Genomic DNA, 16,471 nt, shown 5'->3' with positions numbered 1-16,471 from the left:
GCCGCGCGTCTATGATGTTTGTCGGAGTGATCAGCCGGGGCAATAACGCACGTCATGTCGTAGCGCACGCAGCCTGCTTCATGGCGGTGGCCAGTGTGATGTAGGCGTTGATCCAGGCCAGCTTTACGGCCGGCGTGAAGCCCTCGCCCAGGCCCTGGCCGAGCGTCCAGATCAAGGCCTCTCCCACGGTGTCGTAGTGATGGTCTTTCACCCCGTACCCGACATGGCGTCGTCCCAGGTCTGCAACGGTACCCAGAATCGGTCCCAGCTGGTCGAGGTTGTTGACCACCGTGTTGATCATGGTCATCAGCTTGCGCCCCTGCTCGGCCATGTCGCCCTTGAACTGGCTGCGCAAGGAAGGGTCCAGTTCAAACAGCCGGGTGTAGAACAGGTCTGCGGCAGTGTCCTTGATGGGCAGAACCTGTTGCCAGCTGGATCTGACTAGCGTGATTTGCTCGGGCGTCATGATTATTTCCTTGAATGTTTGTGGGGCTAAGCCTTGATCTTGAAGCTGTTGGCGTATTTCTTCGGGTCGCTGCCGTCCCACACCACGCCGTCGATCAGCTTGGCGGAGCGCATCGGGCTCTTCGGCACGGCAATCTTGAGCTGGGTGGCGGCCTCGGTATAGAGCTTGATCTGGTTGACCTTTTGCGCCTCGGCCAGATAGTCCGGGTCGGTCTTCAGCAGGCCCCAACGCTTGTGCTGGGTGAGGAACCACATGCCATCGGACAGATAGGGGAAGTTCACCTTGCCGTCGTTGAAGAATTTCATGTAGTTCGGATCCTGCCATTTTTTGCCCAGGCCGTTTTCGTACTGGCCATGCATGCGGCCTTCAATGGAGGCGAAATCGGTGTTGACGTAGGCTTTGTCGGCGATGATTTTGGCGACCTGGGTGCGGTTGCTCATGGTGTCGATGTAGCGCGAGGCATCCAGCACGGCCATGATCAGGGCGCGCGCCGTATTCGGGTGTTTGGCGACCCACTCGGCGCTGGTGCCGAGAATTTTCTCCGGGTGGTCTTTCCAGATTTCCTGAGTGGTGACGGCGGTAAAACCGATCTTGTCGTGGATGGCGCGGGCGTTCCACGGCTCGCCCACGCAAAATCCGTCCATGTTGTCGACGCGCATGTTGGCCACCATTTGCGGCGGCGGTACGGTAATCACCTTGGCTTCGGTGAACGGGTTGACGCCGTAGGTCGCCAGCCAGTAATACAGCCACATGGCGTGTGTGCCGGTCGGAAATGTCTGGGCGAAAGTGTATTCGCGCGGCTCGGCCTTGATCAGCCTGGCGAGGCTGACGCCGTCCACCGCGCCTTTGTTCTTGAGCTGGTCGGACAGCGTAATTGCCTGGCCGTTGTTGTTCAGCGTCATCAGATTGGCCATGTCTTTCTTCGGCCCGCCGATACCCATTTGCACGCCGTAAATCAGGCCATACAGCACGTGCGCCCCATCCAGTTCGCCGTTCACCAGCTTGTCGCGCACGGCGGCCCAGGATGCTTCCTTGCTGGGGGTGATTTTGATGCCGTATTTTTTGTCGAAACCCATCACGCTGGCGATGACTACCGAGGCGCAATCGGTCAGCGGAATGAAGCCGATTTTGACCTCGGTTTTTTCCGGCGCGTCGGATCCGGCGGCCCAGGCCCCGCTGCGTACGCTGGGGGCGACCAGGTTCATCAGCGCGGCAGCTCCAAGGATGCCGGTGGATTTTTTGAGGAAATCACGGCGCGTGTTTTCAGGCGTGGAAGAGGTAAGGTCAATTTGGCTGTCGTGCGGCTGCGTGCTCATTGTGGCTGGCTCCGTATGTGCGTGCAGATTGCCGTCTCCGGTATCTGCAAAATAAAAAAAACGCTTGCGGAGTGCCGCCCGCCATTGGACAGGACTCAAGGGCTACACAGCAAAGGCCGTGCCACATTGAATTAAACAATGTAACGAATTGATTTGCTTAAATTAAACCCAATTTCTTTGGAAATCCGGATGGGCTGTGCATGATTGAACGCGCACGATGGCAGTGCACACGATTCGTGTTTCGGCACAACGATGGTTCAGCTGCTCTGGCCGAGCTGCTGCAAAATGGACTCGGCGATTTCCACCAGGCGGCGGTTTTCAGACATGGCGGCACGACGCATGGCGTGGTAGGCAGCGTCCTCGGATAACCCCTGATGCGCCATGAGTTTTTGCTTGGCGGCGTCAACCACGCTGCGTTCATGCGTTTTGCGCGCCGTTTCCGCGGCGTTCTGCAGCAGGAGCTGGTGCTCTTCAAAGCGCACCCGCGCCACTTCCAGTATCGGCCGGATGCGTTCGGCGTCCATGCCATCCACCACATAGGCAGATACGCCGGCTTTGAGCGCCGCCCGTATGGATTCGCTGGCATCATCCGGGGTAAACATGACCACAGGACGCGGACAGTCGCGCGTGGCAATGCACAGGTGTTCAAGGGTATCGCGGTCGGGTGAATCGGTACCCATGATAATGACGTCCGGCGCATGCTTGGCGACTGCGGCGGCAAGATCAAATGCCGAACTCACTACATCGGCTACCGTATAGCCTTGATCGCGAAATGACTGTTCCAGTTGGGCGGCGCGGGTAGCGTCATGATCGGCGATCAGTACTGTCAACATGGCGTATCCTTCAAATACTAAGAGACGGGCTACCGAATCAAGCAAACACTGTGCTTATGCCACGATCAACAAATAGATCAGAAACAAATTAAGCACGATGGAAAACACCGCGACGGTCTGCCAAACTCGTGCCGGGTCACGCGCCAGTAGCGGCGTACGACGCGGTGCACCGAGCGGGCGGAGTTCGCCTTGTTCCAGCGCCAGCAGTATTTCTTCCGCGGTCTCAAAACGGTTTTCAGGGTTGAGTGAGACGGCTTTCAATAACAGGTTTTCCAGCCACTGCGGGATCTCCGGGCGGTAGCGTGTGGGTGGGGTCGGATCGCCAAATCGGGGATGCTGAAACGGCTCGATTTCGCCGTAAGGATATTTGCGCGTGAGCAGGTAATACAGCGTGACCCCGGCGGCATACAAATCACTTTGTACCGTAGCGGCAGCGCCGGCGATCAGCTCGGGCGCCATGAAACTGGGGGTGCCCGCACCGCCGCCCGTGTCATGCAGGCTGCTGCTGGCAGCGACGCCAAAATCCAGGATGCGCAGCTTGCCGTCTTCGCCCAGGTGCAGGTTGGCGGGCTTGATGTCGCGGTGCAGGATGTTGAGCCGGTGCAGCACACCCAGCCCCTTGGCCAGGCGGATGCCGGTTTGCGTGGCTTCAGCGACGGAAAAATGCCGGCCGGCGTCCAGATGCTGCTGCAGCGTGGCACCCGCGTGCCAGCTCATCACGTAGTACAGCGCCGAGCGTTCATCCCCCGCCAGCGGCAATACCTGCGGGAAGTAATGGGCGATGACCTTCTTCGCCAGCCATTCTTCCTGGATCAGCGCAGCGGCAAATTCGGGCTGGTTGGCAGCCAGTGGAGGCAGCGTTTTCAATACCCATAGACGCCCGTCGCTGCGTTTGCGCACCTTGTAGAGAATGGACATGCGCGATTCGTGCAGCACTTCAATCACTTCAAAATCATCCAGCCGGGTACCGGGTTTGAGCCGGGGCGGTACCGGCAGGCGCCGCTCGGCGGCGAGGTGGTCGCGCAGGTTGTCCTCCGCTACCGCGTCCACGCGCACCACTACGGCGCTGGCGTTGTCCTGGCCCCCCTGTTTGTGCGCCAGCCTGACCAGCACTTCGGCGGCCTGCGCCGGGTTGCGGTGCAGGTTGAGCGCGCTGTGCATGCCGAGGTCGCCGAGCGGCTCCCATACCCCGTCCGATACCAGCACAAACACGTCGCCGGTCTGCAACGCGCCTTCGGCAAAGTCCGCCATCAAGTGGCTGTCCAGCCCTACCGCGCGCTTGAGCACGTGGCGCATGTCGGGCCTGTCCCAGACGTGATCGGTGGTGAGCTGGGTGAAGGTCTCGCCGCGCAACCGGTAGATGCGTGAATCGCCCACGTGTGCCAGATGGTAGCGCTGGCCGCGCAGCACCAGCGCCGACAGCGTGCACGACATGCCGGCCAGGTCGCGGCGCGTGGTGGCCTGGGAAATCAGCCAGCGATTGATGGCGCCGAGCACCTTGTCCAGCGCATGTTGCACCTCCCAGGTGTCGGGCGTGGCGTAGTAGTCGGCGAGCAGCCCGCGCACCGTGTACTCCGCCGCTTCGCGTCCTCCTGCGGTGCCCGACACGCCATCGGCCAGCACCGCCAGTGCGCCCTTGTCGGTGAGCTGTGCGCCCTCCGGCGTGACGAAGCCGCAGAAATCCTCGTTGCGCTCGCGCGGTCCGGCAGCAGAGGTGTGGGCTATGGTGAGTTGCAGGGGCATGGAAGAAGCCTGATGGACGGGACTGACAGGATAACCCGGCGCTGGGTAATTTGATTTCCAGCGCGCGTCCTGCCCGGCCCTTTCTGATGTCCTAAATCCGCGCACCCGCCACGCCCGGTGCGCCCCATGTGGTGCGCCAGCGGGTTTTGACCTTGGCCAGCCCGACCAGCGCCACCAGTGCCAGGCAGGCAAAAATGATAAAGCCGGTCTGGTAGCTGCCGGTGAGCTGGCGCGAATAACCCAGGCTGGAAGCGAGGTAGAAGCCGCCCACGCCGCCCGCCATGCCGACCAGGCCGGTCATTACGCCGATTTCGCGACGGAAGCGTTGCGGCACCAGCTGGAATACTGCGCCGTTGCCCATGCCCAGCGCCAGCATCGCTGGTACGATCACCGCCAGCGCCAGCATGGGCGAGGGCATGCCTGCACTCACCGCGAGCAGGAACAGGGCAGACAGGCTGTACATGATGAGCAGGCTGCGGATGCCGCCGATGCGGTCTGCCAGCATGCCGCCGAAGGGGCGTACCAGCGAACCGGCGAATACGCAGGCGGCGGTGAAATACCCCGCGGTGACCGGCGACAAACCGTATTGCGTATTGAAATAGATGGTGAGGCTGGACGCCAGCCCGACAAAGCCGCCGAAGGTGACACTGTAGAAGAACATGAACCACCAGGCGTCCTTGTCGCGCAACACATGCAGGTACTCAGCCATGGATTTGGCGGGCGGGCATTCCGGGCTGTCCTTGGCGAACAGCAGATAAACCGCCAGTGCCACCCCGAGCGGAATCAGTGCCAGGCCGAACACATTGTTCCAGCCGAATGCCACCGCCAGGCCGGGCGCGAACAACGCCGCCAGCGCAGTGCCGGAATTGCCCGCCCCGGCGATACCCAGTGCGGTGCCCTGATGTTGCGGCGGATACCAGCGCGACGCCAGCGGCAACGCGACGGCAAACGCCGCCCCGGCAAAGCCGAGCAGCATGCCCAGAATCAGCACCTGCTGGTAGCTGTGGATGCCGCCCACCCAGGCCCAGCCCAGGCTGCCAATCACGATGAGCTGACCAATCAGCCCGGCTTTTTTGGGCTTGAGGTGATCCACCAGCACCCCCATGACGATGCGCAACAGCGCTCCGGCCAGGATCGGCGTGGCCACCATCATGCCTTTCTGCGCGGCGTTCAGCCCCAGATCATTGGCAATCTGCACGCCGAGCGGGCCCAGCATCACCCACACCATGAAGGACAGGTCGAAATACAAAAAGGCGGCAAACAGCGTGGGCGGATGCCCGGCTTTCCAGAATGATTGGTTCATTTTCAGCTTCCTGCGGTCACGGTTATTTTAAATCCGGCGCTCTACGGGCCGCCGCTCAGCACGGTTTAATGCAATGCGCGTGCCAGGTATTTAAAACATCGGCAAGATGCTGTTTATAAGAAGAGTTTAATTTTTGGTTGCGGATATTTTCCGGAAAAAACGACCATCGCGCCTCTGCTTGGTGCGCGCGCCAGCAGCATTGCACCGAAGCGGTGAAAAGATGCAGCCGACAGGGCTGCCTGCGAACACGGTAATTGGTTAAAATACCTTGTTCGTCAACGCGTGATGGGCCAGTAAAAACATTGCCGCATTCCACGACTGTCCCGGCATGCCGCGCGGCTCGCCGGTCTTGCCGTGAAACCATTCGGTGAATTGCCATCCGTTCAAGGCGTTGGCCCGGGCGATTTTTTCCAGCATATTCTGTGCGGATTGCGTCTTGCCGAGAGCCGCGAGCGCCATCGACCAGAACCCCCCGATGAATGGCCAGACACCGCCATTGTGGTACTGAAATTCAAGGTTTTGGCGATGGCGCCCCATATAGGAACGCCACAACGGATTGGTGCTGGTGATAGGGTCGAGCACACTTGCTCCCGGATACGGCTGATTCACCGAGGCCTGTTGCAAGGCATGCAGGATGCGGTTGGCAGGCCCATCGTCGGCGAGGCCGAGCAGGATGGCGAGCAGGTTGCCCAATACGTCACCCTCTTCACCCCAGAAGGAAAAATTGACGAAGCTCAGGTAGAGCTCTCCGCGCTTGGCGCCGTTGCGCACATAGTGGGTGAGTAATCGTAGCCGTTGGTAGTCCGGCCCCTGGCTGGAGAAAGGGTAAAACAGGTGGTTGAAGTGAAATTTTGTTTGCTGCGCGTGAGGTAGCGCATACAGGCGTTTCACGTAGTACCAGAGGGTGTTGCTGTACAGCACGAAACCGGAGCGCGGCATGATGTCGGCCCAGTCGCTGGCCTCGTCCTGCCGCACCAGGAAAATCTGCGGGTGCTCCTGGCATTGTAACCAGACCAGCGCCTTGCTGATCTGCTGTGCGAGGATTTCCTCGATTTTTTCGCCGGGTTCGTGGCGGGCATAAAACTTGACCGCAATCAGCCACCACAGCGTCGCGTCTATGCAGCCCAGATACCAGAAATCGGCCTGATCGGCATCCGGGTCGACATATTTAGGAATCTGTCCGTTTTCGGCCTGATGGCGCGCCAGGGTGATGAGCCCGTTTTTTGCGCCTGCGCGGAGCTCTGGATCGCCTGAAACCAACATGCCAAGTGCACAAATGGCCGCGTCCCGACCGAACACGCGGGTGTAGCGGCGTTGCTCGGCTTGAGGCGAGCGTGAAGCCGCCAGGATGCCGTGCGGCGTCAGGTTACGCAGCAGCAATTGCCGGGATTCATGGAGACAATCTTGCAATAGAGAGGGGGCTAAAGGCATTTAAGTATGAAAAGAGGCGTCTTCAGTTTTTCGCATTGCCCGTACTCTTCCACATATCACGCATATTTACATCTTTTAAATGCGATCAATGCAAGCTAGGCTCGTTGTGTATACGAGCTTCCGCCATATAAGCTACCAGCTATTGAAATCCGAGCGCGACGCAAACCACTTTGTTCATTTTTCAGAATGGTCTTCGCTGGAACGCGCACGGCGTTTTTTCGAGTCTCCTGAACTGGTGAAAATACGAAAACAGGCGGGCGTAAAAACACCGGATTTTCTGTATCTGCAAGCGCTGGAAAAAGGCGTGCTATAGGGGAGCGTTGCTTCGGGTGTGCCGGTCAACCCGGCAGCGACGCAACCAGCCAGGCAGCAATCGCTGCCAGCAGCGTGTCGCTTTCACCGAGTGCAGGCAGGGTGTCAAACCCAACATTGGGATAGCGTGTACGCAACGCGTCCATCAGGATAGGAAAGTCGTGGCGCAAGTGGCCGCCGGGGCCAAGGAATAATGGTGCCACCGTGACATGACTGGCACCCGCCCCGATTTGCGCGGCAACCGCTTCGGCCAGACTGGGAGTCATCAGTTCCAGATAGGCCAGGCTTACCTGCCAGCCCGGACGCTGGATGGTGACCAGTTCGGCAAGGCGCTGGAATGGCGCCGCCCATTGCGGATCGCGCGCGCCGTGGGCGAACAGCACCAGCCCGTTCATCGCCGCGTCGCGCTCAGTGCATTTCGATACGGGTGATGCTGTTCGACGACAGCGGGATGGCTCAGGCCGCTCATGGCGGATCGCTCAGGCAGCGCAGACGGCGACGATTTGTTTCATGTCCAGCCACACCATCCCCGCCTCATCCACCTTCACCTGCAAACAGGGCGCATGCCCTTCGTCGGGTGCCTCGGCCGCGCCGCTGTCCAGGCCGATTTTCCAGCCGTGCATCGGGCAGGTCACGGTCTTGCCTGCGACGATGCCCTGTGACAATGGGCCGCCTTTGTGCGGGCAATGATCATGCAGCGCGAAGATCTCATCGTTGCCGGTACGAAAGATGGCGATGTCGCCTTGTGCGGATTTCACCACGCGTGCGCCAAGGCTGGGGATTTCGTCCAGTGTGCAGATTTTTTTCCATTCGCTCATTTGTTTCCTTCGTTTCATAGGTTGCCACAGAGCCCACAGCGAGGACGCTAACGCGGATTTCCTCTGTGCTCTGTGGCTAAAAAGGTTTTAAACCGTCAACATTTCGAATTCGTGTTTCAGAACACCTTCTTTGGCGCGTTCCACCCAAGGGTCTTTTTCCACCTGCAATGCAAATATCATGCGTGCGTGCAGTTCGCGTCGATTCGCTGCGTCTTCGAGCACCCGCTGCTTGATGTAATCCATGCCGACGCGATTGAAGTAATGCACAGTGCGTTCCAGGTAGAAGCCTTCCTCACGGTAGAGCTGGAGAAAAGCGGCGGTATATTCCATCACTTCTTCAGCCGTCTTCACCTTGACGAAGAAATGCGCGACTTCGGTTTTGATGCCGCCGTTGCCGGCGATGTAGATTTCCCAGCCGGAATCCACGCCGATGATGCCGACGTCCTTGATCGCCACTTCGGCACAGTTGCGCGGGCAGCCGGATACTGCCAGCTTGACCTTGTGCGGTGCCCACATTTTCCACAGCGCCTTTTCCAGATCCACGCCGAGCTGGGTGGAATCCTGCGTGCCGAAACGGCACCATTCGCTGCCCACGCAGGTCTTCACGGTGCGTAGCGCCTTGCCGTAGGCATGGCCGGACGGCATGTCCAGATCGGCCCATACACCGGGCAAATCTTCTTTTTTCACACCGAGCAGGTCGATGCGCTGGCCCCCGGTGACCTTCATCGTGGGAATGGCGTACTTGTCGACGACGTCGGCAATGCGGCGCAACTCGCTGGAATTGGTCTGCCCGCCCCACATGCGCGGAATCACCGAGTAAGTGCCGTCCTTCTGGATGTTGGCGTGGGCGCGCTCGTTGATGAAGCGCGATTGCGGGTCGTCCGCCGCCTCGCCCGGCCAGGTGGAGATCAGGTAGTAGTTCAATGCCGGACGGCAGGTGGAACAGCCGTTGGGCGTGCGCCATTCCATAAAATCCATGACTTCCGGAATGGACAGCAATTTGTTGTCGCGGATGACCGCGCGTGCCTCGGCATGGGTATGGTCGGTGCAACCGCAGATGGATTTGGTTTTGGGCGCTTCGGAATAGTCGCCGCCCAGCACCGAAGCGAGCAATTGCTCGACCAGCCCGGTACAGGAGCCACACGAAGAAGAAGCCTTGGTGTGTTTGCGCACGTCATCCAGCGTGAACAGGCCTTTTTCCTTGATCGCCTTGACGATGCTGCCCTTGCACACGCCGTTGCAACCGCAGATTTCCATTTCGTCGGTCATGGCGGCGGCGCGGTTGTTGCCGGTGTGGCCAAGATCGCCGACATGGCTCTGGCCGAACATCAGATGGTCGCGGATGTCGGAAATGTTGCGGCCTTCGCGCAGCAACTGGAAGTACCAGGCGCCATCCACGGTATCCCCGTACATCACGGCGCCAGCGAGCTTGTTGTCCTGGATCACCAGCTTCTTGTAAACGCCGCCCACCGGGTCGGACATCAGGATTTCCTCATAGCCCTCGCCACCGGTGAAGTTGCCAGCCGAAAACAAATCGATGCCGGTAACTTTCAGCTTGGTCGAAGTGACCGAACCGGTGTAGCGTCCGATGCCGAACTCGGCCAGATGGTTGGCGGCGACTTTAGCCATTTCGAACAGCGGCGCCACCAGCCCGTAAGCGGTGCCGCGGTGGTTGACGCATTCACCCACCGCGTAGATGCGCGGATCGTAGGTTTGCATGGTGTCGTTCACTACAATGCCGCGATTGCAGTGGATGCCGGCTGATTCCGCCAGTGCGGTATTGGGGCGGATGCCCACTGCCATCACCACCAGGTCGGCCGGTACGGTTTCGCCATCCTTGAATTTAACTGCGGCGACGCGTCCGGATTCACCGCTTACCAGCTCGGCCGTGTGTTTTTTCAGCAGGAACTTCAGCCCCTTGTCCTCCAGATTTTTTTGCAGCAGTCTGGCAGAGGCCTTGTCCAGCTGACGTTCCATCAGCCATTCATTGATATGCACGACGGATACGTCCATGCCACGCAATTTCAGGCCGTTGGCAGCCTCCAGCCCGAGCAGGCCGCCGCCGATTACGACAGCGTGCTTGTACGCCCTGGCGGCATCGATCATGGCATCGGTATCGGCAATGTCGCGATAGCCGATCACCCCGGGCAGGTCATTACCGGGGATGGGCAGGATGAACGGGTTGGAACCGGTGGCGAGAATGAGCCGGTCATACTCCACTGCGGTTCCATCTTCGGCAGTCACCACGCGCTGCTTGCGATTGATATGGGTAATTTTCTTGTTCAGATGAAGCGTAATGCCGTTGTCGCGGTACCAATCCACATCATTCAGCATGATGTCCTGAATGGTCTGCTCGCCCGCCAGCACCGGCGACAGCAAAATACGGTTGTAATTGGCATGCGGCTCGGCGCCGAATACCGTGATGTCATACAGATCCGGCGCCAGTTTCAGCAGTTCTTCCAGGGTGCGCACACCCGCCATGCCGTTACCTACCATGACCAGTTTCATTTTTTGCATTGCGATATTCTCCATGAGGCTGGATGCTTATTAATTAAAATCTACTTGCCACAGAGGTCACCGAGGCCGGAGAAAAAAGCCTGCGATTTAAGCAGCCTCCTATGTTTGTAGGCCTTGTTCTTCTCCGTGGCCTCTGTGATCTCTGTGGCGAAACGCTTTTCTAACTCACGCGGCCTTGACGGCAATCCGTGTACAGGTTTCGATGTGTGCCAGACTGGCGACTTCTCCAATCACCATGATGGCCGGGCTGCCTATGCCAGCCTGCTGCGTTGCGGCTTGCAGATTTCCTAAATTACTTTTGATTTGTCGCTGCTCGGCAAGCGTGCCGTTTTCAATGACGGCCGCGGGCGTGGTGGCGGGCAATCCGGCTTCGAGAAGCTGTGCCACGATTTCCGCGAGGTTTTTGATACCCATGTAAATCACCAGCGTGGTACGTGCTGCCGCCAGCGCCGCCCAATTCACGCTGTTGCCGTCGCGCGTGTGGCCGGTGACAAAAGTCACGCCCGGCGCCCAATCGCGATGGGTCACGGGAATCCCCAGCGCCGCAGGCGCGGCGATGCCGGAAGTAACGCCGCTGATTATTTCTACCGCGATACCTGCTGCGCGCAAGGCCTCAACCTCCTCGCCGCCGCGCCCGAACATGAATGGATCGCCGCCCTTGAGTCGTGCGACCACCCTGCCGGCGCGCGCTTCCGCGATCATCTGGCGGTGGATGAAAGCCTGCGGCGTAGACTGGCAGCCGCCGCGTTTACCGACCTCGATGATGCGCGCGTCAACGCGTGCATGGCTCAGCACGGCGCGGTTCACCAGGTCGTCAATCAGCACCACGTCTGCGGCGTTCAGCTTGCGCACCGCCTTTAATGTCATCAGCTCAGGATCGCCGGGACCTGCACCGATCAAATAGACTTTGCCTGCTTGCATGTTGCGACCTCAATTTAAAACGAAATGTGTTAAACACTGCTAAGCAATACTTATGCCCATTCATTTGTATCTATATAACTTATTGTATTTGTTTATAAATATGTATTTTTGCCGGGAGCGCGCCGGGCAAGGCTCGCACCCATGCAGTGCAAGACAAAATCGCATGCACCATGATGGGTTTGGATTAAAAGCCCTGACTCACTGATGCTGGGCAAGATATTGCCCAGCGACGGTTGTTACTGGGGACAATCAATCAGGCAGCAGCCAGACTGGCGGTTTCCATGGCGACGATTGCCTTGGCCTGGTTCATATCGTTGGTATAGCCCGCGCCATACAGGCAGCAGGCAAGCTGGTTGACCATGGGAAGCGGTATGGGATGCTGACCGGACATCGCCTCGCGTATCCAGGTGGCGGTCGCGGGGGCGTCAATGGAGTCGGGCAGGTTGGGCAGGGATTTGAGCGGGCCGGCTTCGGCCTCGAACAATATTTGTTGTGCGCCGTCTTCGAAATATTCCAGGTCGGGACGGCGTTTCGGGTTGGCGAAGGCCTCGCCTTCGGTGCCGCGCAGCAGCAGTGCGCAGCCGCCTGTAGCCTGGAAAAAAGCGCGCATTTTTTCCAGATAATCCGGGTGCGATACGCTCACCAGGCGCAAGCTGTTGCCGCCAAACGGGTCGATCATCTTGGCCAATGAATGGCCGGAATTGCGCACACCCAGGCGGTTGCGCAGCGCCAGCAAATTGGCAAGTCCTGGCGACAGGGCGGCAGTGGGAACGAAGGCAATGCGCTCACGTGCCAGCGCCTCGTTGGCCTGCCGCACATTGGCGCTAGGCAGGATGCCCAGTTCGCGCAAGATGTAGGCGGTGGCGACCCGGCCACCACCTTCCAGCGTGCCGTGCAGCAGCACCGGCACACCAAATTTGGCCAATAGCAATGCCAGCAACGGTACCAGATTGGCTTGGTGGCGCGCGCCATTGTAGGTAGGCAGCACGACCGGGCGCACACCGCCATTGGGTGCATCCAGCTGATACACGCGGCGCTCCAGCGCCTGATAAAAACCGAGCAGTTCGTCCGCTGATTCGCTTTTCATGCGCAGGGCAATCAGGATTGCCCCCAACTCCAGTTCCGGTACGCCGCCGTCGAGCATGGCACCGTACAGTTGCTCGGCTTCGTCCAGCGTCAGGTCGTGCGCGCCATGCACGCCGCGCGCAATTTCTTTGAGAATGGCGGAATAGCTCATGCGGCCTCCTGTTTATGCGCAGATACCATGCGCTTGAGCTCGGGAACGCAAGAGCCGCATTCGGTGCCGCATTTGAGGCTGGTTTGCAAGGCGGTCAAATCCGCGCCGCGCGCCAACACATCCAGAATCCTGGTTTCGGGGATATTGAGACAATTGCAAATAATGCGCCCGCGGCTATGACTGCCGGCTGGAGGTGTAGCGACCGGTGCCAGCACCCAGCTGCGTAACGGCGCAATTTCCACACCCTCTGCCATCATTTCTTTCAGCCAGTCGCGTGCCGCGATTTCCCCGGTCAGGCGCACGCCGACTACACGCCCGTCTTCCACCATGACGCGCTTGGAAATGCCGCGCCGGGGATCGTCGTAGCGCATGATGCTGGCCTCGTCCTGCATGCCGAACAGGGCGTCGATTTCCGCCAGCATCTCGGAGGAGAGGGGGGTGCCATGGGCCACGCGCAATACCAGCAGCGGATTGTCACGACCATACAGGCCGCAGCTGGCGTAATCGAAGCGTGCCAGGAGCGGCTGGATGCGCAACATGCGCGCCACCGCATTGTCGCGTCGCATCACCGCCATGTGCCAGGGTAGCGGCGCCTTCTCAACCTGCACGACAGCGTGCTTGAGTTCCGGCTGGCGCGACACCGGGTCGCACTGGTCGGCGGTAACCGTGTTGACGCCGAAGCCGCTCATATAGCGTCCACCCCAGTGCATGGGCATGAACACTTGCCCGACGCGCATGTCCTCGCTGGCTTCCACTGGTACCAGCAATTCGCCGCGCGGATTTTTTACGCGCACCAGGTCGCCGTCCTTGAGGCTGCGTCGCGCCATGTCGTCGGCATGCATGGATAGAGCCGGTGTTTCCGCATGGCTGAACAGCCGTGCCACCATGCCGGTGCGGCTCATTCCATGCCATTGGTCGCGCAGACGGCCGGTATTGAAATGCAGGGGATAGCGCGTATTAATGACTTCGGCGGTGGGCAGGTAACGCGGGTTGGCGAATCTGGCGCGGCCGTCGGCGGTGGGATAGACGCCGTCAGCGTAAAGCCGTGCCTTGCCTGTGGCAGCGCCTTCCGGGAACGGCCACTGCTGCGGGCCCTGTTGATCCAGCAGCGCATAGGACAGCCCGGTAATATCCAGGTCGCGGCCGCGTGTCGATTCGCGGTGTTCGTTGAACACGGCCTCCGCGCTGGCGTAGGGAAACAGACGGTCAGCGGGCTTGCCCTGCAGCACGCCCAGCCGTTGTGCAAAAGCGGTTGCGATTTCCCAGTCCGGACGCGTCTCGCCGGGCGCCGCGATGGCGGCCTGCAAATGGGTGATGCGGCGCTCCGAGTTGGTGACCGTGCCTTCCTTCTCGCCCCAGGCCGCAGCGGGCAGCAGCAGGTCGGCGTATTCGGCGGTTTCGGTAAATGCATTCACTTCCTGAACCACCACGAATTCGGCCGCTGCCAACGCGGCGCGTACCAGCGTCTGGTTCGGGAGCGACTGCGCCGGGTTGGTACAGGCAATCCACAGCGCCTTGATCTCGCCGCGCGCGACCGCTTCAAACATTTCCACCGCAGTCTTGCCGGGGGTCGCCGGCACCGAATCCACGCCCCACAATGCCGCCACTTCGGCGCGATGCGCCGGGTTGGCCAGATCGCGATGCGCGGACAGCAGATTCGCCATGCCGCCTACTTCACGTCCGCCCATCGCATTGGGCTGGCCGGTGAGCGAAAAAGGGCCGGCGCCGGGGCGGCCGATCTGGCCGGTGGCGAGGTGCAGGTTGATCAGCGCAGCGTTTTTGTCGGTGCCGTGGCTGGACTGGTTGAGGCCCTGGCAATACAGTGACAGTGTGGCTGGCGATTGCCCGAACCAGCGCGCGGCGGTGATGATGTCCGCCGCCGGCACGCCGCACAGCCCGGCTACCGCCTCGGGTGAATATTCACGCACTGTCGCACGCAGCGCATCGAAGCCGCTGGTATGCGCGGCGATATAGTCGGTGTCGGCCATGTTTTCCCACAGCATCACGTGCAGCATGGCGTTGAACAGCGCCACGTCGGTGCCGGGCAGGATGGGCAGGTGCAGGTCGGCCTCGCGCGCCGTGTCGGTACGGCGCGGATCCACCACGATCACTTTCAGGCCGGGGTTCGCCTTGCGTGCATCCTCGATGCGGCGATACACGATGGGGTGAGCATAGGCGGTGTTCGACCCGGCAATGAACAGGCAATTCGTCGCGGCGATATCGTCATAACAGGCGGGCGGCGCATCCGCACCCAGCGTGGTTTTGTAACCGCTTACCGCGCTGGACATGCACAGGCGCGAGTTGGTATCGACGTTGTTGGTGCCGATCAGGCCTTTGGCCAGCTTGTTGAATACGTAGTAATCCTCGGTGAGCAGCTGGCCGGAGATGTAAAAGCCCACCGCATCGGGTCCGTGGGTGCGGATAATCTCGGCAAAGCGGCTGGCGGCATGGTCCAGCGCACTGTCCCAAGACACGCGTTCGCGCGCTGCGCCGCGTTCGCTGCGCAATTCAGGATAAAGCGCGCGCGCGTCGGTCTGTGCGGCGACCAGATGCAGGGTCGCGCCCTTGGTGCACAGGCGGCCGAAATTGGCGGGATGCTCGGGGTCGCCGCGTACGCCGGTGATGCGGGTGCCATCGGTTTCGATCAGCACGCCACAGCCGACACCACAATAAGCACAAGCAGATTGAATCAGTTTGGAAGAATGGAGAGAGCTCATACGACGTACTGAGCAATCACCGTGCCAGAATATTTTTACTTATGAATCAAAGGGATTTTCCCATCACCATTTTGTAAACCCAATCAAGTGCCAAATTGCAGTGCGCTTTTAGCCTGCTCTGCACTACCAGGGTGCATCCGTGTTTTGGTGCAGAAATTACCTGCAGCAGGACAAAGCATATGAATTTTGGTTATGGAAAATGTGTAAAACTTTGAAACGATTTGAAACAGGCCCGCATGGTTTAATGCTGATACGATAAGCGCTCATTGGCACGAAAGAGGAGAACGACATGATGAATAAATCCATGCTGATTGGCGCAGTAGCAGGGGCCGCAGCGGTTACCGCGATTGGCGGCATTGCGGGTTACAAGGCTCTGCATCCCCAGCCCACCTATGCGGATGTCGTCAACGTGCAGCCGATTACCAAAGACATCCGCACGGCGCACAAGGATTGCCGGGAAGAGCCCGTCACCCGCCGGGCGCCGGTGCGCGATGAGAATCGCATTGCCGGAACGGCTGTCGGCGCGGTGCTGGGCGGCGTGCTGGGCAACCAGATCGGTGGCGGCAACGGCAAGACCCTGGCAACCGTAGCAGGGGCAGCGGCGGGCGGCTACGCGGGTAACCGCGTGCAAAAAAACATGCAGGAGTCCGACCGCCAGACGGTGATGGAAAGACGCTGCCGTACCGAGTACAGCAATCACAAGAAGGTACTGGGCTACAACGTGACCTATCATCTGGGCGAGAAACAGGGCGTGGTGCGCATGGACCATGATCCTGGCCAGCGTATCCCGGTCAAGGATGGTCAGCTGATCCTGACGCCGGCCGTGACCGAAAATCCCTCCTGATAACATGCGGCGC

General features: G+C 60.0%; 14 protein-coding genes. 2 read left to right on the top strand and 12 right to left on the bottom strand.

Annotated elements, in window-relative coordinates; genetic code table 11:
* Positions 1-52: 52 nt before the first annotated feature.
* The 6 genes from ACFDAU_RS16200 to ACFDAU_RS16175 all read right to left on the bottom strand — a co-directional run bounded on the left by ACFDAU_RS16200 (position 53) and on the right by ACFDAU_RS16175 (position 7,041).
* Positions 53-466, bottom strand: a complete 414-nt coding sequence (locus ACFDAU_RS16200; RefSeq protein ID WP_413437937.1) for a globin family protein — start codon at positions 464-466, stop codon at positions 53-55.
* Between the two features lie 26 nt (positions 467-492).
* Entirely contained in the window at positions 493-1,782 is a 1,290-nt protein-coding gene (locus ACFDAU_RS16195; RefSeq protein WP_413437936.1) for a CmpA/NrtA family ABC transporter substrate-binding protein, read from the bottom strand.
* 257 nt (positions 1,783-2,039) lie between these two features.
* Entirely contained in the window at positions 2,040-2,615 is a 576-nt protein-coding gene (locus ACFDAU_RS16190; RefSeq protein ID WP_124703771.1) for an ANTAR domain-containing response regulator, read from the bottom strand.
* 54 nt (positions 2,616-2,669) lie between these two features.
* Positions 2,670-4,358, bottom strand: coding sequence for a protein kinase domain-containing protein (locus ACFDAU_RS16185; protein ID WP_413437935.1), 1,689 nt, complete (start codon positions 4,356-4,358; stop codon positions 2,670-2,672).
* Between the two features lie 91 nt (positions 4,359-4,449).
* A complete protein-coding gene (locus tag ACFDAU_RS16180; protein ID WP_413437934.1) occupies positions 4,450-5,661 on the bottom strand; it encodes a nitrate/nitrite transporter in 1,212 nt (403 codons plus the stop codon).
* 258 nt (positions 5,662-5,919) lie between these two features.
* The gene (locus tag ACFDAU_RS16175; RefSeq protein WP_413437933.1) at positions 5,920-7,041 is read right to left on the bottom strand and encodes an amylo-alpha-1,6-glucosidase; all 1,122 of its coding nucleotides are present in this window, start codon (positions 7,039-7,041) and stop codon (positions 5,920-5,922) included.
* Positions 7,042-7,180: 139 nt separating this feature from the next.
* Here ACFDAU_RS16175 and ACFDAU_RS16170 point away from each other — a divergent pair, with 139 nt between their 5' ends.
* Positions 7,181-7,405, top strand: coding sequence for an antibiotic biosynthesis monooxygenase (locus tag ACFDAU_RS16170; protein WP_413437932.1), 225 nt, complete (start codon positions 7,181-7,183; stop codon positions 7,403-7,405).
* 25 nt (positions 7,406-7,430) lie between these two features.
* Here ACFDAU_RS16170 and ACFDAU_RS16165 read toward each other — a convergent pair whose 3' ends face one another.
* The 6 genes from ACFDAU_RS16165 to ACFDAU_RS16140 all read right to left on the bottom strand — a co-directional run bounded on the left by ACFDAU_RS16165 (position 7,431) and on the right by ACFDAU_RS16140 (position 15,614).
* Positions 7,431-7,799, bottom strand: coding sequence for a sirohydrochlorin chelatase (locus ACFDAU_RS16165; protein ID WP_413437931.1), 369 nt, complete (start codon positions 7,797-7,799; stop codon positions 7,431-7,433).
* Positions 7,800-7,883: 84 nt separating this feature from the next.
* Complete coding sequence (gene nirD / locus ACFDAU_RS16160; RefSeq protein ID WP_413437930.1) at positions 7,884-8,222, bottom strand: nitrite reductase small subunit NirD; 339 nt, start codon at positions 8,220-8,222, stop codon at positions 7,884-7,886.
* An 87-nt stretch (positions 8,223-8,309) separates the two neighbouring features.
* Positions 8,310-10,739 (bottom strand): nitrite reductase large subunit NirB, encoded by a 2,430-nt coding sequence (gene nirB, locus ACFDAU_RS16155; protein WP_413437929.1) that lies wholly within the window; start codon positions 10,737-10,739, stop codon positions 8,310-8,312.
* Between the two features lie 165 nt (positions 10,740-10,904).
* Positions 10,905-11,660: a uroporphyrinogen-III C-methyltransferase gene (gene cobA, locus ACFDAU_RS16150; RefSeq protein ID WP_413437928.1), complete on the bottom strand. Its 756-nt coding sequence runs from the start codon at positions 11,658-11,660 to the stop codon at positions 10,905-10,907.
* Positions 11,661-11,913: 253 nt separating this feature from the next.
* Positions 11,914-12,897 carry a DNA-binding protein YbiB gene (ybiB, locus tag ACFDAU_RS16145; protein ID WP_413437927.1) on the bottom strand — a complete coding sequence of 328 codons (984 nt, stop codon included), beginning with the start codon at positions 12,895-12,897 and terminating at the stop codon, positions 11,914-11,916.
* Complete coding sequence (locus tag ACFDAU_RS16140; RefSeq protein WP_413437926.1) at positions 12,894-15,614, bottom strand: molybdopterin-dependent oxidoreductase; 2,721 nt, start codon at positions 15,612-15,614, stop codon at positions 12,894-12,896. Before ACFDAU_RS16140 ends, ybiB begins: the two co-directional genes overlap by 4 nt.
* Positions 15,615-15,903: 289 nt before the next feature.
* Between ACFDAU_RS16140 and ACFDAU_RS16135 the strand changes: the two genes are divergently transcribed.
* Positions 15,904-16,458: a glycine zipper 2TM domain-containing protein gene (locus ACFDAU_RS16135; protein WP_413437925.1), complete on the top strand. Its 555-nt coding sequence runs from the start codon at positions 15,904-15,906 to the stop codon at positions 16,456-16,458.
* Positions 16,459-16,471 lie beyond the last annotated feature (13 nt).

The organism is Sulfuriferula sp. GW1, assembly GCF_047300855.1.
Classification (GTDB): Bacteria; Pseudomonadota; Gammaproteobacteria; order Burkholderiales; family Sulfuriferulaceae; genus Sulfuriferula.
The sequence above is the reverse complement of the archived record's forward strand: the minus strand, read 5'-3'. Positions and strand labels throughout refer to the sequence as shown.